21 protein-coding genes are annotated in these 21,675 nt (G+C 36.2%); 13 read left to right on the forward strand and 8 right to left on the reverse strand.

What is annotated here, in order from left to right; all coding sequences use genetic code 11:
* Positions 1 to 45: 45 nt before the first annotated feature.
* Together ACTJIV_RS06275 and ACTJIV_RS06280 are read right to left on the reverse strand one after the other, a co-directional pair.
* Entirely contained in the window at positions 46 to 1,770 is a 1,725-nt protein-coding gene (locus tag ACTJIV_RS06275; RefSeq protein ID WP_440626343.1) for a cellulase family glycosylhydrolase, read from the reverse strand.
* 214 nt (positions 1,771 to 1,984) lie between these two features.
* Complete coding sequence (locus ACTJIV_RS06280) at positions 1,985 to 2,950, reverse strand: Gfo/Idh/MocA family protein (protein WP_336378507.1); 966 nt, start codon at positions 2,948 to 2,950, stop codon at positions 1,985 to 1,987.
* A gap of 140 nt (positions 2,951 to 3,090) precedes the next feature.
* Here ACTJIV_RS06280 and ACTJIV_RS06285 point away from each other — a divergent pair, with 140 nt between their 5' ends.
* The 6 genes from ACTJIV_RS06285 to ACTJIV_RS06310 all read left to right on the forward strand — a co-directional run bounded on the left by ACTJIV_RS06285 (position 3,091) and on the right by ACTJIV_RS06310 (position 8,455).
* Complete coding sequence (locus ACTJIV_RS06285) at positions 3,091 to 3,741, forward strand: protein-L-isoaspartate(D-aspartate) O-methyltransferase (protein WP_111954821.1); 651 nt, start codon at positions 3,091 to 3,093, stop codon at positions 3,739 to 3,741.
* Positions 3,742 to 4,039: 298 nt separating this feature from the next.
* The gene (locus ACTJIV_RS06290; RefSeq protein WP_111954823.1) at positions 4,040 to 4,303 is read left to right on the forward strand and encodes a prevent-host-death protein; all 264 of its coding nucleotides are present in this window, start codon (positions 4,040 to 4,042) and stop codon (positions 4,301 to 4,303) included.
* A 91-nt stretch (positions 4,304 to 4,394) separates the two neighbouring features.
* Complete coding sequence (locus tag ACTJIV_RS06295) at positions 4,395 to 5,378, forward strand: 2-hydroxyacid dehydrogenase (RefSeq protein WP_440626345.1); 984 nt, start codon at positions 4,395 to 4,397, stop codon at positions 5,376 to 5,378.
* Positions 5,379 to 5,430: 52 nt separating this feature from the next.
* Entirely contained in the window at positions 5,431 to 5,721 is a 291-nt protein-coding gene (locus ACTJIV_RS06300) for a hypothetical protein (RefSeq protein WP_111954827.1), read from the forward strand.
* A gap of 285 nt (positions 5,722 to 6,006) precedes the next feature.
* Complete coding sequence (locus tag ACTJIV_RS06305) at positions 6,007 to 7,992, forward strand: urocanate hydratase (RefSeq protein WP_440626347.1); 1,986 nt, start codon at positions 6,007 to 6,009, stop codon at positions 7,990 to 7,992.
* A gap of 13 nt (positions 7,993 to 8,005) precedes the next feature.
* Positions 8,006 to 8,455 (forward strand): hypothetical protein, encoded by a 450-nt coding sequence (locus tag ACTJIV_RS06310; protein WP_440626349.1) that lies wholly within the window; start codon positions 8,006 to 8,008, stop codon positions 8,453 to 8,455.
* A gap of 92 nt (positions 8,456 to 8,547) precedes the next feature.
* Here ACTJIV_RS06310 and ACTJIV_RS06315 read toward each other — a convergent pair whose 3' ends face one another.
* The 3 genes from ACTJIV_RS06315 to ACTJIV_RS06325 form a co-directional block, all read right to left on the reverse strand.
* On the reverse strand, positions 8,548 to 9,033 hold the full coding sequence (locus ACTJIV_RS06315; protein ID WP_440626351.1) for a hypothetical protein: 486 nt from the start codon (positions 9,031 to 9,033) through the stop codon (positions 8,548 to 8,550).
* Between the two features lie 132 nt (positions 9,034 to 9,165).
* Entirely contained in the window at positions 9,166 to 10,956 is a 1,791-nt protein-coding gene (locus ACTJIV_RS06320) for a hypothetical protein (protein WP_440626353.1), read from the reverse strand.
* A gap of 670 nt (positions 10,957 to 11,626) precedes the next feature.
* Positions 11,627 to 12,151 carry a hypothetical protein gene (locus ACTJIV_RS06325; protein WP_111954923.1) on the reverse strand — a complete coding sequence of 175 codons (525 nt, stop codon included), beginning with the start codon at positions 12,149 to 12,151 and terminating at the stop codon, positions 11,627 to 11,629.
* A gap of 128 nt (positions 12,152 to 12,279) precedes the next feature.
* Here ACTJIV_RS06325 and ACTJIV_RS06330 point away from each other — a divergent pair, with 128 nt between their 5' ends.
* Positions 12,280 to 12,846 carry a hypothetical protein gene (locus ACTJIV_RS06330; RefSeq protein ID WP_440626355.1) on the forward strand — a complete coding sequence of 189 codons (567 nt, stop codon included), beginning with the start codon at positions 12,280 to 12,282 and terminating at the stop codon, positions 12,844 to 12,846.
* A gap of 111 nt (positions 12,847 to 12,957) precedes the next feature.
* Here the strand turns inward: ACTJIV_RS06330 and tpx are convergent, their stop codons facing one another.
* Positions 12,958 to 13,515, reverse strand: coding sequence for a thiol peroxidase (tpx, locus tag ACTJIV_RS06335; RefSeq protein ID WP_440626357.1), 558 nt, complete (start codon positions 13,513 to 13,515; stop codon positions 12,958 to 12,960).
* Positions 13,516 to 13,691: 176 nt separating this feature from the next.
* On the opposite strand from tpx, the gene ACTJIV_RS06340 reads away from it, so the two are divergent.
* The 3 genes from ACTJIV_RS06340 (at position 13,692) to ACTJIV_RS06350 (ending at position 16,609) form a co-directional block, all read left to right on the forward strand.
* Positions 13,692 to 15,320 (forward strand): NADP-dependent glyceraldehyde-3-phosphate dehydrogenase, encoded by a 1,629-nt coding sequence (locus tag ACTJIV_RS06340; protein ID WP_440626359.1) that lies wholly within the window; start codon positions 13,692 to 13,694, stop codon positions 15,318 to 15,320.
* Positions 15,321 to 15,494: 174 nt separating this feature from the next.
* Positions 15,495 to 15,995 carry an RNA polymerase sigma factor gene (locus ACTJIV_RS06345; RefSeq protein ID WP_440626361.1) on the forward strand — a complete coding sequence of 167 codons (501 nt, stop codon included), beginning with the start codon at positions 15,495 to 15,497 and terminating at the stop codon, positions 15,993 to 15,995.
* A 17-nt stretch (positions 15,996 to 16,012) separates the two neighbouring features.
* On the forward strand, positions 16,013 to 16,609 hold the full coding sequence (locus tag ACTJIV_RS06350) for a hypothetical protein (protein ID WP_440626363.1): 597 nt from the start codon (positions 16,013 to 16,015) through the stop codon (positions 16,607 to 16,609).
* 36 nt (positions 16,610 to 16,645) lie between these two features.
* Here the strand turns inward: ACTJIV_RS06350 and ACTJIV_RS06355 are convergent, their stop codons facing one another.
* Positions 16,646 to 18,178 (reverse strand): S41 family peptidase, encoded by a 1,533-nt coding sequence (locus tag ACTJIV_RS06355; RefSeq protein ID WP_440626365.1) that lies wholly within the window; start codon positions 18,176 to 18,178, stop codon positions 16,646 to 16,648.
* A gap of 165 nt (positions 18,179 to 18,343) precedes the next feature.
* On the opposite strand from ACTJIV_RS06355, the gene ACTJIV_RS06360 reads away from it, so the two are divergent.
* Entirely contained in the window at positions 18,344 to 19,438 is a 1,095-nt protein-coding gene (locus ACTJIV_RS06360) for an MBL fold metallo-hydrolase (protein ID WP_440626367.1), read from the forward strand.
* Here ACTJIV_RS06360 and ACTJIV_RS06365 read toward each other — a convergent pair whose 3' ends face one another.
* Positions 19,439 to 19,726: a GNAT family N-acetyltransferase gene (locus ACTJIV_RS06365; RefSeq protein WP_111955085.1), complete on the reverse strand. Its 288-nt coding sequence runs from the start codon at positions 19,724 to 19,726 to the stop codon at positions 19,439 to 19,441.
* 423 nt (positions 19,727 to 20,149) lie between these two features.
* On the opposite strand from ACTJIV_RS06365, the gene ACTJIV_RS06370 reads away from it, so the two are divergent.
* Both ACTJIV_RS06370 and ACTJIV_RS06375 read left to right on the forward strand, forming a co-directional pair.
* Positions 20,150 to 20,578, forward strand: a complete 429-nt coding sequence (locus tag ACTJIV_RS06370; RefSeq protein WP_440626369.1) for a hypothetical protein — start codon at positions 20,150 to 20,152, stop codon at positions 20,576 to 20,578.
* 112 nt (positions 20,579 to 20,690) lie between these two features.
* Positions 20,691 to 21,596, forward strand: coding sequence for a helix-turn-helix domain-containing protein (locus ACTJIV_RS06375; RefSeq protein WP_223559197.1), 906 nt, complete (start codon positions 20,691 to 20,693; stop codon positions 21,594 to 21,596).
* Positions 21,597 to 21,675: the final 79 nt, after the last annotated feature.

Genomic DNA, 21,675 nt, shown 5'->3' on the forward strand with positions numbered 1-21,675 from the left:
ATCCCTTTCAGATACTAAAAGGGATTTGCAATTTAAGATAAATTATTACTCTATTTCAAAATAATTCAGGTTGGAACCGTCGCTTTCAAAATGCAGCCTGATTTTATTTGTTCCTTTCTTCAGAGAGACGTTCTTAACTGAAACTGTTTTCCAGTTTTCATCTCCTCCGGTGGAAGGCAGTGAAACTTTGGCCAGCAGTTTTCCCGAAGCATCTTCCAGTCTGATACCAGTATTATTCTTACCTGCATACCTGATGCTGAAGGTATAGTTTTTTTCAGATTTTGCATCAATGGTATACTGAAGCCATTCTCCCGCTTCCGTTTTTCCCACATAATAAGTATTGGTAACACTGTCATGGTAAATATCCACACCGTCATTTCTCATCTGCTGTCCGGAATTCCATTCCGATCTTTTCTTCGGATCACTTACCCAAAGGTTGACAAAATCCCTATCCAGATAGGCTGAACCCATTCTTCCCAAATCATAGTCCGAAGCAAATATTCTTCCCGGAGCCTGATGGTTTTTAAAGGGTTTTGCAGAGTTGTCATTAACCTGTCTGAACATGGCATCTATAACATCATTTTTGATTTCGACATTATTGAATTTATAATTCTCGGCAATCTGCATCAATGCTTTTGTTGCATAGTCTTTAGAAGGTTTTTCGCCGCCGTTTTTCCAGTAATTCAGGAGTTTTTCGTATTCAGGAGTGATTTTGACATTCGTAATTCCTGCAATATTATCGATCTTTTTCATCGGCCAGAATGCATATCCGATGTTGTGTCTGTCCAGAAGCTGGATCAGCTCTGTAAACCATACATTGGAATTTTCTCCGGTTTCCCCAAGCCAGATCGGAATATTGTGTTTCTTCCTGAGATCTAGGATAGACTGTATAGTTTCATCATTGTTATAATTCCAATACTTATGAAAGCTGAATGCCATATTGCTGTCCCAAATCGGGATCAGTCCGTTGTAATTATTTCCCCACCCGTTTCCTTCAATAAATATGATATGCTTTTTATCGGTTTCACGAATAGCAGTGGTAATGTCTTTCTGCAGCTTCCAGAGTGGAGCATTCGACATTTCGTCGGTACCGTTCGGATTTTTTCCGGTGAAATTAATATTTGGTTCATTGATCAGATCATAACCTCCGATCCACGGTTCATCCTTATACCGTTCAGCAAGCTTTTTCCATAAAGCAATCGTTTTCTCTTGGTTTTCAATGCTTTCCCAGAGGGAGGGTTTTGTTTTATCATTATCTGAAATATTAACGTCATTTCCCTGCCCACCAGGTGCTGCATGAAGGTCAAGGATCAGATATATTTTATTGGCAGCACACCATTTCAGAAGATCATCTGTCATTTTAAAGCCTTCTTCCAGCCATGTATTCTGTCCTTTTACCGGTTCTTTTTCAATGGGAAGAGTGTATAGATCATAATGCATCGGAAGCCTTACAGAATTGAATCCCGCTTGAGTAAGAAAATCGATATCCTGTCTGGTGATGCCGTTTTTAAGGTAAGCTTTATAGAAATCTTTCATTCCATCTTCACCAATTAATTCGGCGATCTTCTCTTTGATCTTGTACTGAGGCCCTGCAAAATCGGCTGTTTTCAGCATATATCCTTCCTGAAGCATCCACCCACCAAGGCCCAAGCCTCGCAGCTGGATGTTTTCTCCTTTGTCATTAATTATTTTCTGTCCGTCAGTTTTTAATAATTGTGATGTCCCAAATTGAGACAATAATAAGACGGATAATAGGATGAGTCTTTTCATATTAGATTTATTTATTTTAAATTATAGGAGAGAATTTTAGAATAATAGTTTTAAGAAAGACAAATATATTTAAAAAATCCAGAATAAAAATTAAAATTGTGTCATGAAAAAATTATTTCAGAAAAAAGGAAATAGGAAGGTTTGTTGATGACTTTTTAAATACAACAGGCTGTCATTTTAATGACAGCCTGTTGTAAATATTATGAGATAAAACTTATTTTGAAATCAGTTTTACAATTTCAAGGGCAACCTTTAAAGCTTCCGTTCCGTCTTCCAGGGAAACTTCCACATTTTTACCGTCAGTGATGGCATCTGCAAAAGAATTTAATTCATCAAGAATTGCATTATTAGGCTGGATGTCCGGATATTCAAATAAGATCTGATTCTTTTCTCCATCAGCATTTTCAATGATCATGTCAAAAGGAGTAGGGTTTTCAGGAGCATCTTTCATTCGGATCACCTCTGCTTTCTTTTCCAGGAAGTCTACAGAAATATATGCGTCTTTCTGGAAAAAACGGCTTTTTCTCATCGCTTTCATAGAGATTCTGGAAGTCGTAAGGTTCGCTACGCAGCCATTTTCAAATTCTATTCTGGCGTTTGCAATATCCGGGGTCTTGCTTACCACGCAAACACCGCTTGCATGAATATTTTTAACCTTAGATTTGGCCATGCTCAGTAAAATATCCAGATCATGGATCATAAGATCCAGTACTACAGAAACATCCGTTCCTCTGGGATTGAATTCTGCCAGCCTGTGGATCTCAATAAACATTGGATTTTTAATGTATTCTTTAGTGGCAATAAAAGCGGGATTGTATCTTTCAACATGTCCAACCTGTGCCTTAATACCATTTTCCTGGCACTTATGAAGAATTTCTTCCGCCTGCTCAAGCGTTTGGGTTACCGGTTTTTCAATGAAAAAATGAAGACCTTTTTCAATTGCTTTTAAGGCATAATCATAATGATAGACTGTGGGAGTCACAATATCCAGCATATCGATCTGTTCAAGAAGTTCATCAAAATTTTCAAAATATTTATACCCGAATTCAGCTTCTATTTTTTTCCCGTTTTCAGTATCTTTATCATGGAAACCTACCAGCTCGTACTTATCTGACTGGTTAAGAAGTCGTAAATGGATCTTCCCCAGATGTCCGGCACCTACCAAACCTGCTTTTAACATAGATTTTTTTAATTTTTGTAAAGATAAGAATTTTAGGTATTAAGAAATACCCTGTCGCTTTTAGGTTGATAAGTATGGATAGTTTTTTTACTTTTGCAGGAACTACTACCTGTAACCTAATAACTATTATCTTACTAATGATGCATGATTCGTTTGTACATAAAGGAAAAAGAAAGATTCTGGTCGAATATTTAAGACATAAGATAGGAATCTCGGATGAAAATGTACTTTCGGCTATGAGTAACGTTCCGAGACATCTTTTTATCGAAAGTATTTTTGAGGATTTTGCTTATGAAGACCGCGCTTTTCCGATTTTGTCACATCAGACCATTTCCCATCCCTCAACGGTAGCGGAACAATCCGAACTGCTGCAGGTAAAACCGGGCGAAAAAGTTCTGGAAATCGGAACCGGATGCGGGTATCAGACTGCTGTTCTGATCGCTATGAAAGCCTTGGTCTATACCGTGGAAAGGCAGAAAGATCTTTTTGATTTCTCAAAGAAAAAATTCCGTGAGCTTCATCTGAATCCAAAATTTCAGAGTTTTGGGGATGGTTTTGCCGGGCTTCCTACTTTTGCACCTTTTGATAAGATTATTGTTACCTGTGGAGCTTCGGTTTTGCCCACAGAATTATTAAAACAACTGAATGTAGGCGGAAAAATGGTTATTCCGTTAGGCCCTACCGATGAACAGATCTTGTACAGATTTACAAAAACTGCTCCTACACAATTCGAAAAAGAAGAATTCGGAGCTTATAAATTTGTTCCGATGTTGGGAGATACGAATCATTAACGGAATTTTTATAACTACAAAAGACACAAAGGTTTTCATTTCAATTAAACACTTTAGAGCACTTTAGTTTTAAAAGTTTACCATCTTGATTAGTAAGACTATATCATTAGAAAATCAAAGGTTTTCATAAAACTTAAGTGTGCTTCATAGGCGCAAAGTATTTAACTTTAAAATAACTAAAGTGTTTAAAAGACTTTTGTGGTTAAAAATAAACTTCGGTTTTTTAATAAACTTTAAGACTGCTTCGGAACAGTAATTGGATTCAATTTGTAACCTAATCACTTAAATTTTTATTATTATGGATACGAATAGATTTAAATCTTCACACGATTTCAGTAATATTCAGAAAAACCTGCATAATAATCCGGGATATCACGCAGAGAGCTATTCCCAGCAGGTAAAGGATTATATGAATGATATGAAAATTAAGAATCAGGAAGCAACCAAGCAGGGATTTATAGCTCATGCACAGAAATCGGCAAAGGATGTTTGGGAAGAGATTCAGGAAATGGCTTCTCAGGCTTGGGACAAAAGCCAAAACCAATCAGATGAAGACCAATAATTTTTAATATTAAAGTTAAAGAACCTCACTTTTTAACAGGAGTGAGGTTTTTTATTTGAAAGCTCTAAGCACAATAAATACAAAATAAAAAATGAAAGTATTTGTAAACAAAAGAATTCCGGAAGTGGGGATCAATATCTTGAAAGAAGCCGGACTGGACGTTTTTATTCCGGAACATGAAAACCTTTCCCATGAAGAATGGTTGATCTACTGCCAGAACCACGATGCCATTTTAAGTGTGGGTGGGGAATTTAAATACGACAAAGATTTTTTTGATCAGTGTCCCAACATAAAAATGATTGCTTTATACTCCGTAGGTTTTGATCATGTGGATATTAAAGAAGCAAACCGCAGGAATATTCCTGTAGGAAATACACCGGATGTCCTCAGTAAAGCCACGTCTGATATCGCTTTTCTGCTGATGCAGTCTGTGGCAAGACGAGCGAGCTATAATTTTCAGAAAGTGAAAGATGGCAACTGGGGAGATTTTGACCCGTTGCATGCTTTGGGGCAGGAATTATACGGGAAAACTTTAGGAATTATGGGGTTGGGAAGAATAGGTTTTGAAATGGCCGAAAAGTCGCATAAAGCTTTTGATATGAAGATCATTTACCACAACCGGAACCGGAATGAAGAAGCAGAAAAAAAACTGAATGCCACTTATGTTTCTTTCGAAGAACTTCTTGAACAGTCGGATGTACTGAGTGTCCACGCCAATTTTACCCCTGAGCAGAAGGATCTCTTTAACAGACCTGTATTTGAAAAAATGAAATCCAGTGCCATTTTCATCAATACAGCCAGAGGTGGTTTCCAAAATGAAAAAGATCTGTATGAAGCATTGATTTCAAAACAAATCTGGGGAGCAGGTCTGGATGTGACCAATCCTGAACCCATGTCCAAGGAAAGTCCGCTTTTGGAACTTTCCAATGTCTGTGTACTGCCACACATAGGTTCAGCAACCATAGAAGCAAGAACCGGAATGGCAAAGATGGCCGCTGAAAATATGGTCGCCTTCTCCAAGGGTGAAAAAATTCCTTATTGTGCCAATCCTGAAGTATATTCTAAGAATTCCTGACAGCTTGGACTTATTTTTGATTTGTATACATAAATCCTAAATACAAAATATTATGATACCAGAGAACAATACCAATGAACAGAACAGAAAGTTAGAGGAAATGGATTACAATCCGAATGAAGATATATTTAATCAGGAACCGCATATCCCGCTTGACGGTGACGGAAATCCAATCCTGAATGAAGAAGATGATGATAAAATAGACAAAGGACTTGACATTCCGGGAATCGAAGATGATGACGATATGGAAGAAATAGGATCTGAGGATGAAGAAAATAATTACTGGAGCCGAAGCGATAACGAAGATGACCATGAGGAAGAAAATGATGATGTTTTAACTTAATTTGTGCTTTGTACAATAAACTGACCTTACTGATTTTCAGTGAGGTTTTGTTATTTTTGGAAGCCACTTGTTTTCCCTGGAATATTTTCCCCTCCCTTTTGAGGGGAAACCTTTCTCCAAATTATAAACAAAGATCGCAGCTTATATTTTATGTCTTACAAATCATCTGTAAGCATTTTGCCTTATCATTTCGCCCTTTTCGCCTTTTATTTGCCTATATTTTCTAATTTGAATATCTTTAAAACTTCAAACATTGATTCTAAACATTGAACTTTAAATAGCAATATGACATTTCAAGAACAGATACAACAGGGGATTCCTGATCAGCTGCCACAGCCTAAACCATACGAGACCAATATCAACCATGCACCGAAGCGTAAAGAGATTTTAGGGGAAGAAGAGAAAAAGCTTGCCCTGAAAAATGCCCTGCGTTATTTCGAGCCTAAGTTTCATGCAGAATTACTGCCTGAATTCAAAGAAGAACTGGAAAAATACGGCAGGATTTATATGTACCGTTTCCGTCCTGATTATGAAATGAAGGCGAGGGCAATTGAGGAATATCCCGGAAAATCTGAGCAGGCAAAAGCCATTATGCTGATGATCCAGAATAACCTTGATTATGCTGTGGCACAGCACCCTCATGAGCTGATTACTTACGGAGGAAACGGAGCTGTATTTTCCAACTGGGCACAGTATCTTTTAACGATGAAATATCTGTCGGAAATGACGGATGAGCAGACTTTAACCATGTACTCAGGGCATCCGATGGGACTTTTCCCTTCGCATAAAGATGCACCGAGAGTGGTAGTCACCAACGGAATGATGATCCCAAACTATTCCAAGCCGGATGACTGGGAGAAATTCAATGCTCTGGGCGTTACGCAGTACGGGCAGATGACGGCAGGAAGCTATATGTATATTGGTCCGCAGGGAATTGTTCACGGAACAACCATCACCGTTCTGAATGCTTTCAGAAAGATTAAAAAAGAACCGAAAGGAGGACTTTTTGTAACCTCAGGATTGGGAGGAATGAGTGGAGCACAGCCTAAGGCAGGAAATATTGCCGGTTGTATCACAGTATGCGCCGAAGTAAATCCGAAAATCACCAGGATCCGCCACGATCAGAAATGGGTAAACGAAATCCATGAAAATCTGGATGCTTTGGTAGAAAGGGTACAGAAAGCTCAGGAAAATAAGGAAACAGTTTCACTGGCCTACCTTGGAAATATTGTTGAGGTTTGGGAGAAATTTGATGAGAAAAATTTGAAAATCGACATAGGATCAGACCAGACATCGCTTCATAATCCTTGGGCAGGCGGATATTATCCGGCTGGACAGAGCTTTGAGGAATCAAACAGGATGATGGCTGAAGAACCTGAACTGTTTAAAGAAAAAGTTCAGGAAACCTTAAGAAGACATGCCACAGCTATCAATAAGCATACACAGAAAGGAACGTATTTCTTTGATTATGGAAATGCCTTTTTACTGGAAGCTTCAAGAGCAGGAGCGGATGTAATGGCAGAAAATCCGAGTCTTGGAAGAGAATTCAAATATCCGAGCTACGTTCAGGATATTATGGGGCCTATGTGTTTCGATTACGGTTTCGGGCCGTTCCGTTGGGTATGTACCAGCGGAAAACCGGAAGATCTGCAGAAAACAGATGATATTGCATGTGCTGTTTTGGAAGAAATGGTAAAAAACTCTCCCGAAGAAATTCAGCAGCAGATGAAAGACAATATCCAGTGGATCAAAGGTGCTCAGGAAAACAAGCTGGTAGTCGGTTCCCAGGCGAGAATCCTGTATGCAGATGCAGAGGGAAGAATGAAGATCGCCGAAGCTTTCAACAATGCTATTAAAAACGGGGAAATCGGGCCTGTAGTTCTGGGAAGAGATCATCATGATGTTTCGGGTACAGATTCGCCTTACAGGGAGACTTCCAATATTTATGACGGTTCAAGATTTACCGCAGATATGGCCATTCACAACGTGATTGGTGACAGTTTCCGTGGCGCGACTTGGGTGTCTATCCATAACGGCGGCGGAGTAGGCTGGGGCGAAGTCATTAACGGTGGTTTCGGAATGCTCCTGGACGGAAGTGCAGAAGCCGACAGAAGACTGAAATCTATGCTGTTCTGGGACGTAAACAACGGAATTTCCAGAAGAAGCTGGGCCAGAAATGAAGGCGCTGTTTTCGCCATTAAAAGAGCTATGGAAGCAGAACCTAATCTGAAAGTAACGCTTCCGAATTTTGTGGATGAAAATCTGCTTTGATTCATACTTATAAATGATGAAAAATTTTACAATCAGAGAATACAGAGGTTCATTTTGCCTGTTTGATGATAATGGAAAACTGGTTGGAGAAATATTACATGGATACTTTATAAATTTAAAAGAAAAAATAAAAATAGACAAAGAAGTTTATAAAATAAAATATACTGGATTTTTATGGCAGGATATGAATGTTTTTGATAAAGACAATAAACTGTTTTTAAGAAGCGATTCTTCAAAAGGCAGGATATTTTATTATGGAAATTATACTGAAATCTATACATACAAATACAAAGATTATAAAGCATATTTGTATGATAATAATGATAATTTGGTTTTATTGTTAGATCATAAAAAAAGTTTCTTTGAAATTATATATAAAATGGAAGTTGGAGACAATTTTAATAGCGATATGGTTATTTTAAGCTTTCTGAATTTGTACATAAGAAATTCATCAGGTGAGTAAACTTTTAGAGCTTGCTTTAAAACTTTTAGATATGGAAAAACCTGCCGTAAGGCAGGTTTTTTTGTTATTCAATGATGTAGCTCTACTTTAAATTATATTAACCCTAAGTTTTGGATCAATTCTAAAATGTGGTCTCCTTTTAATTGATTAACCAAGGAATGTTGGGTTTTGTCTGTAATTTGGTAGGTTGAAGTCCAGATTGTTTGAAAACCATACGTATTGTGAATATTCTCTACAGCAGCTACAGTTTCTCCTCTGGTTCTGCACGTACATATGATAATATCACAATTAAAGTTTGTAACTAAGTCTATTAACCTATTTCTTAAATTTGTTCCCGGGTCTCCTTGACTTTCGATTCCAACAACAATTCCATTTATTTCAACTACTAACCTAAAATCATGTATTGTTGGAATAGTAGCAGGGACAGGAAATATTGGAGTATAGGTTGGATATGCTAATAATAATGAATTAGCAAATTGTCTTACACTTTCAGTTTTTCCTTTTCCACCAGCATTCCATACGGCAAGAATAGTTTTCAATTGAGAATTTTTTAAAATTATATTGTTAATATCTTTCATATTGTTTTTTTTAGATTTAAATTATTATTTTAATAATATTTCCTTTATGTTGTGTGAGCTTTTGTTTCCTCCTTATTGTATGGATCACGAGCTTAGTAGTCTACGTTATCTGGAAGGACGGGTTTTCTTTAATCAAGGTTTACAATAAATTGTAACTTCTGTATTTAATTCTTGGCAACTAGATATTAAAGAAGATATTAACCATAATATCTGAATTGCTTCACTCCTTTCTGCAAATCTTTCACCAGTAACCAATTTATTTAAAGACTCTAATAATCTTCTTTTAGAAATAAAATTAATTACCAAAATAACTTCTTTTTTCAAATACGGATTATTTGAAGCATTTTTTATTGCTTGTATAAACCCATCTACATCATTACCTTTTCTTAATCTGCTGATAGTTGTGGATGCATAGTTGTTTATCCATAACCCTCTTTTGGTATTTAATTGAAAATCTTGAGGAGTTATATTGCCTAAATTTTTTTGAGCTTGACTTACTATATCTTGGAATGCACTTGCCGAAGCATTTGTAGTGCCAAATTTTGAATGTATGAATGTTATTTTATCATTGGAAACCCCTATATGATCAGCCCATTCCCTTCCCAAGTCATCACAAATAAGATAATTATAGCTATCAATAAATGTTTCCTCGACAAATCTAAAAATTGAACCTTCTTCAAAAGAAGTTGATGTTGTATTAAAATGTCCTTTTTCAGAAGTAACATTTTGTAATTGTTGATGAGTTTGAAAAATTGTTAAGAAGTTAGAAATGCTTCCTAATAATTTACTATCCCTAAATAATTTCCTATTTGAATATGCTAAATCAATATCGTCAAAATTAACAATAAATGCATTTTTACTATTAATATGATCTACTATAGACGTACTATTTCCATTAGCATAGACTATTCTAATGTTTTTAAATTTTGGAGATCTAATTGTAATTGATTTTTCATTTAATTTTAATTCTAGGTCTGATGATATAGCGTTTATAATTTTAAAAGTATTATCATCTGGCTCAGTAATCTTGCAAAGTCTTTCAAATATATCTAAAAAATAAATCAGATTAATTTCTTTTTCTACATATTCATCTTCAATTTTTTTTACAATTATAAATTTTGAAATTAAATCATGTTCAAAGTCAGCATAAATACTACTAAAATTAAATAAAATTGATATTGGAGTTAGTGATTCTCTTTGTTCTTCATAATCTTGAGGTTCTGCAAAAATTGATAAAAATGTGGAGGTAACAGAATGACCTCTTATTTTATTAATTTGTTCCTTTGACCATTTACAGAAATTTTCAATATCATTTTTTTTTCCGAATTTATTAATCCTAGATGAATTAAGCATTAATGTTGTCTTCTCATTATTGTTACTTAATCTTAAAGAATTTAGTAGATAATTATTTGCACCGAGAGAAGAAAAATTTTCTTTTAAATCAATTGCTTCAACGGTTTTTTCTCTTAAAGCTCTATCAGATACATTTAAATTTTTTAATGAAAATTTTTCAAAATTTGTATTATCGTCTACGAATAAAGTTGAAAGAACTTCATAATCTAATGGATGTAATAATTTGATAAAATCGTGTATTTTACTTATGTTTTTCCTACTTATTATTATGAAATCTTCAATTTCAACAATTAACAGATATGCAAGCTTTTCTTCGAACCAAGTTTGTAGTGGCTCATCAATAAAGGTTGGCTTTGTTATATATTTAAATACACAAATGGAATAGTAAATTTCCTCTGATCTTATTTTTCTTTTTCTTTCATTTAAAAGGTAATGTCCAGTTTTGGCTGAAGAAACTAAGGTAAATAAATTCTTTATTCGATTATCAGAAATAGAAATATTATCTCCATTTCGATAAAAATAAGCATTCTCGTTAATAATTATATTTTTAAGTTTTTCAAGATTAGTCATTGGCTTTTAGTTATATAATGATACTCTCAAATATATAAAAATGCATTTAATCACCATTACGGGAATCCGTAATCCCAAACATACTGTTTCCAACCTCCCAACACCTCTGAAACTCTAAAACACTAGCAAAACAGACCTCCCGACTTCTCCGATGGTTACAAACCATATTGTTTGCCACTTCCGGAGATCTCCGGAAGTCTACTGCAAGTTGTGGGGGGATTTCCGTACAGTTCCGGAGATTTATTTCGAGGTTGTAGAGTTGGGCTTTTTATTAGCCTTGGATAATTCTGTTTTTAATTTCAGAATAGAATGAGGAATAGGATGGTGTTTTTTTAACGCAAAGTTTTTACAATGGCATCTTATGATTCTAAAGAAAGTAAAGAATGGCGGCTTCGTCACTTATGGAGCTGTAAGATAAACGAACGCTTAGCAGATCAACCCACAGAGGATTGATCTCTCTTTGCACCCTTGAATATAAAGGCTAAAAATGAATCCTTTGCGTTAAAAACAATAGATTAGAAATTTTTAGGATTGAACTATTAAGAAGGTTTAAGTAATTAAGGCTGGTTAAGAAATATCTTTGATGTTTTGTGAAGCGTACTGCTTACTATTCTTAACACCTTAAACCTTCTTACTGATACAAAATAGCAGAGTTCAAAGCATTTATTTGCTATAATTTTTCGTATTCTTTCAGAAAATTATACGTGGCATCTTTTAAAGATTTTTTTAGATTGTTCTTTTCGTCTCCGCCACCGCTTTTACGGATTCCTGTGGTTTGTATTTCTTTGTTGTTGCTGATGTTTTTATAGTTCACCACTGTTTTCAGGGTCGCTACAGAAAAACCGAAATGCCAGTTTATTTCTGAAATATCAGCATCGAATACCAGAGCATCTTTATCCGTGATTTCTTCGGAATTTTCAATGAATTTTAGTTTTACATTGGTCTCATTGGCAAGCTCATTCAAAGATAACTGGAAGGTTTCTTTTACATTGGGCTGAACCACACCGCCCAGTACAGTTCCATGCATTCCCGTAAAGTTGATCAGGGTCTGGCTTTTAGGATTCAGTTTGAAATAGATAGGTTTTTCTGCATAGAAATTTTTGTTCAAACTGTTATTCGTGTAATTGTGGGATGTTCCGCAAGCTGTTAAAGCAATTGTTGCTGCTAATAGTAAAAGAAATCTGAAAATTTTCATGGTTTGTTTTATAAAATTACTGACCAAATATATATAAAAAAGGAAGATAATTATAAACGGAGGAGACCATAATCAAAGAGTTTCCAACCTTTTTCCAAAACAAAGCATCTTTACTATAAAAGATCCCTATGAAAATTACCATACCAAAGCCATGTCATGAAAACTGGGAAACCATGACTCCTGACGAAAAAGGAAGATTTTGCTCCGTTTGTTCCAAAACAGTCCACGATTTTACCAATTCCTCAGATGAAGAGCTTATCGGCGGCCTTACTTCTGGTGATAACATTTGTGGAAGATTCAGAGATGATCAGCTGGGGCGGAACCTGAATTTTTCAATTACCAGTAAAATTGCATTAGGCCTATTGGGAGTCAGTGGAATTTTGGCAACAGCAAATGCCCAGGAGGTTAAAAATGAAAACATGAAAAGCGTTGATAAGCTGAGAGGGCTTAATATAAATCAGCAGACAGATGATTCCATATACAGGAATAAAACCATCCGTTTGGGAGCGCCGCTTTCAAAACCGGCAGCAAAGCCTATTATCCTGTTTAATAAGAAGAGGATTTCCCAGGCTGAAATGCAGAAGCTAAACCCAGATAAAATTAAAAGGATTAATATTCTCTCAGGAGAAGGAGCCGTAAAGCTTTATGGAAAGGAAGGCGAAAACGGAGTCATTGTTATTGAAGGTAAAAATTGAGAAGTATTCATTTTAAAATATTTCCTGAAAACTCTTACAGGGTGAGTGATAAATAATAGCTCCGGCAATCGAAGATTGCCGGAGCTATTATATGAATCTAAAAAGAAAGTCTTATTTTTTCACCGCTGCAATAGCGGCTTCATAATTAGGTTCATGTGAAATATCATCCACCTGCTCTTCATAAATGATTTTTCCCGAAGGATCAATAACCACTACAGCTCTGCTCAAAAGGCCTTTCATTACAGAATCTGTGATTTCCACTCCATAGGTTTTTCCAAAATCAGAACGGAAATCCGAAAGCATCACCACATTCTTGATCCCTTCTGTGCCACAAAACCTTTTCTGGGCAAAAGGAAGATCTTTGGAAATACAAAGAACCACCGTATTCGGAATATTCCCTGCATCTTCATTGAAATGATGTACTGAAGCCGAGCAAACCCCTGTATCTACACTTGGGAAAATATTAAGAATAACATATTTTCCTTTATACAAATCCAGAGTCTGATCTTTCATCGTTATATCCGTAAGCGTAAACTTGGGTGCAGCTTTATTCACTGCAGGTAATTTGGAGTACGTGTGCACAGGCTTTCCTCCCATCAGAACAGTATTCTGGGCGAAACTGAATACTGAGAAAAGGAATAATGCGCTGAAAATTAATCTTGATACCATGAATTTTATTTTTAAACAAAATTATTCTTTTTTTAGTACTCGTTCATTAATTTTAATTCAAATACCCGTCAAATAGAGCAAATCTATCGGCAGCCTATTTTTTTTACCAATTGTAACATCTACCTTTATTCTGTAAAAGGCAATTTTACATTCAAATTATCAAAAAAATAAAATTTATGGATTCAGTAAACAAGCTGTCATTGCAGGATATCTTTAAAAGTGAAAATGAAATTCCTGAAGAATATAAAGTTCCCGAGATCCACCAGAAGGTTTACCTTCTGAACGGAGAACTGGTAGAGTGGAAGGGTGAAGTTCAGAATATCTATTCGCCCGTCTGTATTCCTACAAAAAATGGGTTGGAAAGAAAACTTCTGGGGAGTGTTCCTAATATTGGCCCAAAAGAAGCGATGGATGTCCTTGAAGCTTCCGTGAAGGCCTATGATAATGGTCTGGGAGAATGGCCTACCATGTCTGTGGAAGGAAGAATTAAATGTATGCAGAAATTTGTATACCTGATGATCGAACAGCGGGATCTGGTGATTAAATTACTCATGTGGGAGATCGGGAAAACCTTAGCGGATTCAACCAAAGAATTTGACCGTACTGTAGACTACATCAATCAAACCATTGATGCGCTGAAAGACCTGGATAGAGAATCTTCCCGTTTCCAGGAGGCGGAAGGAACCATAGCACAGATAAGAAGAGCTCCGCTAGGGGTGGTTCTGAGCATGGGACCTTTCAATTATCCTTTAAATGAGATTTTCACTACGCTGATTCCGGCTCTCATTATGGGAAATACCATTCTCTTTAAGCTTCCTAAGCATGGCGTTTTAGCTCATTATCCATTATTGAATGCATTTAAAGAAGCTTTCCCGAAAGGGACGGTCAATACCCTTTACGGAAAGGGTTCGGAAATCATTACCCCGATCATGGAAAGCGGAAAAGTAAACGTTCTGGCCTTTATCGGGTCCAGTAAAGTAGCTAACGGACTAAAGAAGCTGCACCCTAAAGTAAATCGCCTCCGCGCCATTCTCAGCCTTGATGCTAAAAATGCAGCTATTGTTACTAAAAATGCCGATCTGAATGTCGCAGTAAGCGAATGTATCCTGGGAGCATTGTCATTCAACGGGCAACGGTGCACGGCACTGAAGCTTATATTTGTGCAAAAAGAAATAGCCGAAGAATTTACCCGGAAATTAAGTGCCGCTGTTTCTGCACTGAAGCCAGGCCTTCCGTGGGAAAAAGACGTAAAAGTGACTCCGTTGCCGGAAGTTAATAAGCCGCCTTACCTTAAAGAATGTATAGAAGATGCGTTGGCAAAAGGTGCGAAAGTTTTAAATGAAAACGGAGGCTTTACTGAGGAATCTTTTGTTTTTCCTGCAGTGGTTTATCCTGTCAGCAGCGATATGAAGTTGTATCATGAAGAACAGTTCGGGCCGGTGATTCCTGTGGTGCCATTTGAAGATATTGAGGAGCCTATAGATTATCAGGTAAATGCCTCTCATGGAATGCAGGTGAGCATTTTCAGTGAAGATCCGCAGGAAGTTTCCAGATTAATTGATCCTTTTGTGAATCTCGTAAGCCGTGTCAACATCAATTGCCAGGCACAGCGTGGGCCGGATGTTTTCCCATTCACAGGAAGAAAAGACAGTGCAGAGGGAACGCTTTCTGTTTTTGATGCGCTCCGCTCATTTTCAATCAGGTCTCTGGTAGCTGCAAAACTGACAGATTCTAATAAAAAATTATTAAATACAATTGTAAGAGAACATGATTCTAACTTTTTAAGCACTGATTACATTTTTTAGACAGTTTTTAATTCTATTTAAATAAAATAATAATCCTCAAGAAATTCTTTATTTTTTGAGGATTTTATATGAGTAGTAAAGTTGATTGAGTAAACTTTGAGTCAGAAATATAATTGTATTAAAAATCTGTAACATTTCTTTGCATTTCAAACTAACTCTATAGAGCCTGGAATCATGAACTCATTAGAGCAGGAATTTTTAAATAAAATTGAAAAACATAAAGGAATCATTTTTAAGATTTCCAAAATGTATATGTCCGAAAAAGATGACCGCGACGATCTTTTCCAGGAAATAACCTACCAAATCTGGAAGGCATATCCGCATTTCAGGGGACAAAGTGAATTTTCTACGTGGCTGTACAGGATTGCACTTAATACAGCTATTATTTTTCTGAAAACAGAGAAAAAAAGAAGTTTTATTTCTAATGAAGATTTCTCCGGATATAAAATCATTCAGGATGATTATGACGATGAAAAGGAAGAGAAATTAATCCAGATGTATGAAGCAATCCGAAAGCTAAACTCCATCGATAAGGCATTCATTTTTTATTATCTGGAAGATTTTTCGGGAAAAGAAATTGCAGAACAGATGGGTATTTCTGAAGGCAATGCAAGAGTAAGAATGAACCGCGCTAAAAATAAGCTGAAGGATGTTTTAAACTCAAATAAATCATAATTTTTAAATCAATACCAATGAATATAGATGAATTAAAAAATATATGGAATGAAGATACTTCGGAAGACACCCCGAAAATAAGTATTGAACAAAGAAATAAGATTAATCTGCCGCTGGAAAAAGTCCGCAAAAATATGCGTATGGAATTTTGGTTTATGATCGGGGTCTTTATTTTTTCATTTATAGTATGTGCTTTCTGCAGGCCGTTTAAACTCCAGTTTTATATTACAGTTCTTATCGCCTCAATGCTTCTTGTCACCATCTTCTTTTTCAGTAAATTTTTCAGGCTTTATAAGGATATCAGCGATCCGATGCTCAAAACCTATGATTCTTTAAAAGATCTGGTTATGCAGTTCAATCTCAATAAGCAGTACTATTTGTCCTATTATCTGAGCTTTGTTCCTTTTATTGTCTGCGAAATGATCATCGTTATAGAATTTATACCGTGGCCTAAACCAATGAGTGAGATGAAAATCGCCGTGATCCTGATAAGCTCTGTTACAGTAGGACTGTTCGTACTCTTTATCAGTGGGAAATTCTGGTTTTACCGTTATTATGGAAGGTACATCATACATATAGAAGACCTTTTAAAAGAATTAAAAAAATCAAAATAGTTTCGGCGGGCTGAAAGCCCGCCGAAACCTTATAAATTATTTGCTTTTTCTTTCTTCTGAAATCTTATTTTTCACCCAGTCCAGCTGCGGATCTTTTTTGTTCATAATATCCTGCATACTTTCCGTGACAGTAACATCTGGAACAACTCCTCTTTTTGTATTTAAAAAATCGATGTTGGGCTGTACCAGCAGGAGCCCGATAGGAAGGTTGATTTTCGAATTAGGAAGCTTCTGATAAGAATAAAATCCGGCTACAGTTCCGTCATTGGCACCACCTGTTTCTTCGCCAACCAGGACCGCCCGTTTATCATATTTCAGCTTTGCTGTAATAATCGACGACGCAGAAAAGCTTCCGCCGTTAATCAGGACAAATACTTTTCCCTGAAAAGCATCCTTATTAGGTTTTGTAGGTTTAGCTGCTTTCATTTTGTAATACACTTTTCCATCCTTTTTATAAGTGCTGAAAGTCTGTGCAAAAACATAAGTGGGATAGGCAAGACTTTTAAAAGCATACTGGAAAGGAGAACTTTTCCTGAAATAGTTGGTTTTAAGCGGAGTAATCCTTGAGGTAAGCTGTGATGGCTTGATCAGAACATACGGTGCCGGTGCGAGGTATGAATACAGGTTATTGATCTCGTGAAGGGATCCACCGTAATTATTGCGGACATCTATGATTAAATATTTAGATCCTGCATTTTTTATTTTTGCAAATGTTTCCCTGTAAAACTTATCTGAATAATCACTTGAAAAACTTTTTATCTTTATGTAAGCTGTTGTGCTGTCTTTATCCAGAAATTTAAAATTCCGGTTATAAGAATCAGTGAAGGCTACATAATCATTGACTTTCTTTTCCGGACTTCGCTTTTCCTGTTCCTTATCTTTTTCCAGATCAATTTTGGATTTAGATTCCCGGTAGAGGATATATACTTGTTTTTTGCCGTTGTAAAGGGTTTCTAAATAGGCTTTGTCTGCAAAGCCGTTTTCTGCCGTATAAAAATTGAAAAAAACATCCTTTAAAAAATAAGGCTGAAAAGTGTCATTATATCCGTCACTGCTAATCAGGGAACGGTATTTCTTTATATATTCGGATACAGGAATATGGTTGATTGATAAAATTTCAGTTCCCGGCTTTATATGGGCTATAGAATCTTTATTTTGAACAATAAACAGACGATTGTCTTTTATATAATATTCGAAACGGCTGAACATTCCCTTTTTATGTTCAAGAGATTTAATTTCCTTTTTAGAAAACTTTTTTCTGGGAATTCTCAATGCCAGATGGCCTTCACGAATATCTGCAATTACAGGCTGGAGTTTAAAATAAAACTGAAGCGAAGTTAGAGGCTGGTTGATCGTTTGTTTAAGACTGTCAAATTTATGGTCAAGATCCTTTTTGGAAATATACCAGTAAAGCTGGGGATGCATCTTTTGGAGCTTTAAGTAGGCATAGTCTATGTCTTCCTTAAGCTCTTCAGGGCTTATGCATGCTGTGTTCTGCTCATTATGCCTTCTGATAGATGTACATGAAGAGAGTGCTGCAGCCAGCAGTATGATCGAATAATTTTTCAACGTACTTTGAATTTTTTTTCAATCGGCTAAGTTAAAAAGTTTCAAATTATTCTGATTTAAATAAATAATAAAATATTCAGAAAGCTTTATAAATTAAGTTAAAAAAATACTGAATTTTCTATGCCAGATTAAAAGTCAATACCTTTGCTGCCTATTTTACTGAAGATGATATATTTGATTTTATTGGCTGGACTTTTGGTGGCAGTTTACCTGATGGTAATGAATATGCCTGCTTTTGGTGCAGACCCAAAAGGCAGAAGACTGGAACGTATCAGAAAGTCTGAATTATATAAAAACAGGAAATTCCAGAACATCAGCCATACCCCGCCTATTGCCGAAGGCTACAGTACAATAAAAGTTACCTGCGATTTTATTTTAGGTAAAAAACACCCATTGCTGAAACCTTTGAAAAATATTCCGTCCATTCATACAGATTTAAAAAAGATTCGGAAAGATCAGGATATTTTCATCTGGCTGGGGCATTCATCCTATTATCTGCAGACGGATGGTGTTTCTTTTCTCGTAGATCCTGTCCTGAGCTTATATGGTTCCCCGTTTAAGTATTTTAACAAAGCTTTTAAAGGCTCGGATATATTCAAACCGGAAGATATTCCCGATCTGGATTACCTGGTGATTACACACGATCATTTTGACCATCTGGATTATCCAACAGTGAAATCAATCAGAGACCGGACAGCAATGGCTATTCTTCCATTAGGAGCGGGAGCACATTTAGAAAGATGGGGCTATCGTGAAGAAAATTTAATTGAAGAGGAATGGGGAACAGAGGTCCTTTTAAAAAACAGTCTGAAAATTACCTTTACCCCGGCAAGGCATTTTTCGGGAAGAAAAATAAAACAGAATAATACGCTGTGGACTTCCTATGTTCTGGAAACTCCCACAAAAAAAATATTCCTGGGTGGTGACAGCGGCTACGATTCCCATTTTAAAACAATTGGTGAACAGTTTGGCCCCTTTGATTATGCTGTTCTTGAGAATGGGCAATATGGCGAAGCCTGGCGATACATCCACACTCTGCCGGAAGACGTTATTCAGGCGGCTGTTGATCTTAGAGCTGAACATATTATTCCTGTTCACTCCTCAAAATTTGCTCTGGCTCTCCATCCCTGGGATGAACCGCTTCAGAAAATAACAACTTTGGGAAAAGAAAAAGGACTCAGCATACTCACTCCGATGATTGGAGAAGTGGTAGATATGAACCGTTCTCAGCATCAGTTCGGAGAATGGTGGAAAGAATAATCAGGCGTGCCAGATATCCTTATATCTTGCAGGATGGTTTTCAAATTGCTGGCGTACGAAATCACATTCGGGATCTACCAGAAGGTCTTTTTCTTCGGAATAGCGGACCAGTTCGTCAAGAAGCATTTTTGCATATCCGTGGCCTTCACGTTCCTCAATAATTTTAGTGTAATATACAATCAGCAACCTGCCGTCAATTTTTATAGACATATATCCTGCTTTTTCCCCGTCAATTAATAGCTGTAGTTCGTCCTGATATGGCGAGATTTCAAACTTTATATTTTCCATAATAATTAAGATTTGATGAGTTATATTAATGACCTGCTTCATTCAATCCATAAAGTATTTAACAATCTGGCGACATAAAATCCTTCCGGATGTATACTTCCCACTCTTAAAATTACAAATTAAAATAATACGAAACATGAGTTTTCCGAAACTTAACGAATTTTAAGCTATTTTGAAGTTTAAAAGTGGAAAATGGCGGTGAAATAGATTTAAATCGTATTATTTTATAACAGATAATTAATAATCCATTATTCAAAAACATTTCAAAATAAATATTTTTTGTAAAAACAGGTAGATGAATGTAATTTTTTGGTACAGATTATCAATTAGTTATGCTTTATTTAACAAAAATTGTGAATAGCTGTAGAAAGCTTGGCATTTTAATTGGCTATACTAGAACAGTTTAACTTAACAAATTAAAAGATGAAAAAAATATTAATCGCATTAATGCTTGCAGGCACATTTGGCCTCACATATGCACAATCAGATTATTATAACGATTACAGAAGAAGTATAACAGATGTCAACTGGCAAACAGTAGCTGCAGATCTTTTGCTTTCTGTGGCACAGACCAACCAGCTGAATGCTTTAAATGACAGATACCGTGATTATGATTCCTGGAACAGGGTATACGTAAGTAATCCCGACCGATGGAGAGAAGACAGATATTATGAAATAGAAAGAATACTTGGACGTGAAAAGTATACTAAGTTTAAAACTAAATACTATAAAGGTCAGAACCCTGTAGCAGTTTATAACCGTAACAAAAATAATTACAAGAAATACAAGTCCAAACAATACAAAGAGTATAAAAAGGAATATAAAAAAGAACACAAAAAGGGACATCACTAAGTCTCACATATCAACTATATATTCAATTTTAAATGGCCGGCATTTGCCGGCCATTTTTATTTTATCAATAATCAGATTATTTTTATTTGTTTGAATTTTATAACTTAGCTATATGGAATCTAAAGAAACAATAAACGGATTTTATCTGCGGAATGCATCTATGGAAAGACAGGATGTTGTGACAGCTCCCGGCGTGGGACATTTCAATGTTTTTTCACGCGAAAATTGTGCACTGATATCACCTTACAGCAGAAGAGACTATTATAAAATTTCACTCATTATAGGAAAAGGAAAGCTTCATTATGCAGACAAATGGATTTATGTAGACCGTCCTGCACTGTTATTCTCCAATCCTGTTGTTCCTTATTCCTGGGAAACGGATGATGAAGACCAAAAAGGCTGGTTCTGCCTTTTTACAGACCAGTTCCTTCAAAACGGGATACGCCTTGGAAACCTTCAGGATTCCCAGCTTTTTAAAATTGGCGGAACCCCTGTTTTCTTTGTGGACGAAGAACAGCAAAAAACCATTTCGGACCTCTTTACCAAGATGATGACAGAGATTGAAACGGAATATATGCATAAATATGATATGCTTCGGGCATGTCTCCATCTTCTGATTCATGAAACGATGAAAATGCAGCCTGCAGAAAGCTTTGAGCCTTATCAGAACGCTTCTCAGAGGGTAGCATCGCTGTTTATGGAGCTATTGGAAAGGCAGTTTCCCATCGACAGCCCCGAAGCATTCCTGAAATTAAAAACACCTAATGACTATGCACAGAATCTTTCTATCCATGTAAATTCTTTAAACCGTGCAGTGAAAGAAATGACCGGAAAAACAACAAGCCAGCAGATCACTTCCAGGATCATTCAGGAAGCCAATGCTTTACTGAAACATACGGACTGGAATATTTCTGAGATTGCCTATGGATTAGGATTTGAAGAACCTGCTTATTTTACCAATTTCTTTAAAAAACAGACCGGTTTAGCTCCCAATGCAGTCAGAACAGAAATTGTTTGAATTTTATAATTCTTAGTTTGAATTCTATAGAGTATCCGGCCAATTCTTGTTCTAATTTTGTTCTATCAATTAAAAATCA

It is taken from the genome of Chryseobacterium sp. 22532 (assembly GCF_052044665.1).
Lineage (GTDB): Bacteria > Bacteroidota > Bacteroidia > Flavobacteriales > Weeksellaceae > Chryseobacterium > Chryseobacterium lathyri.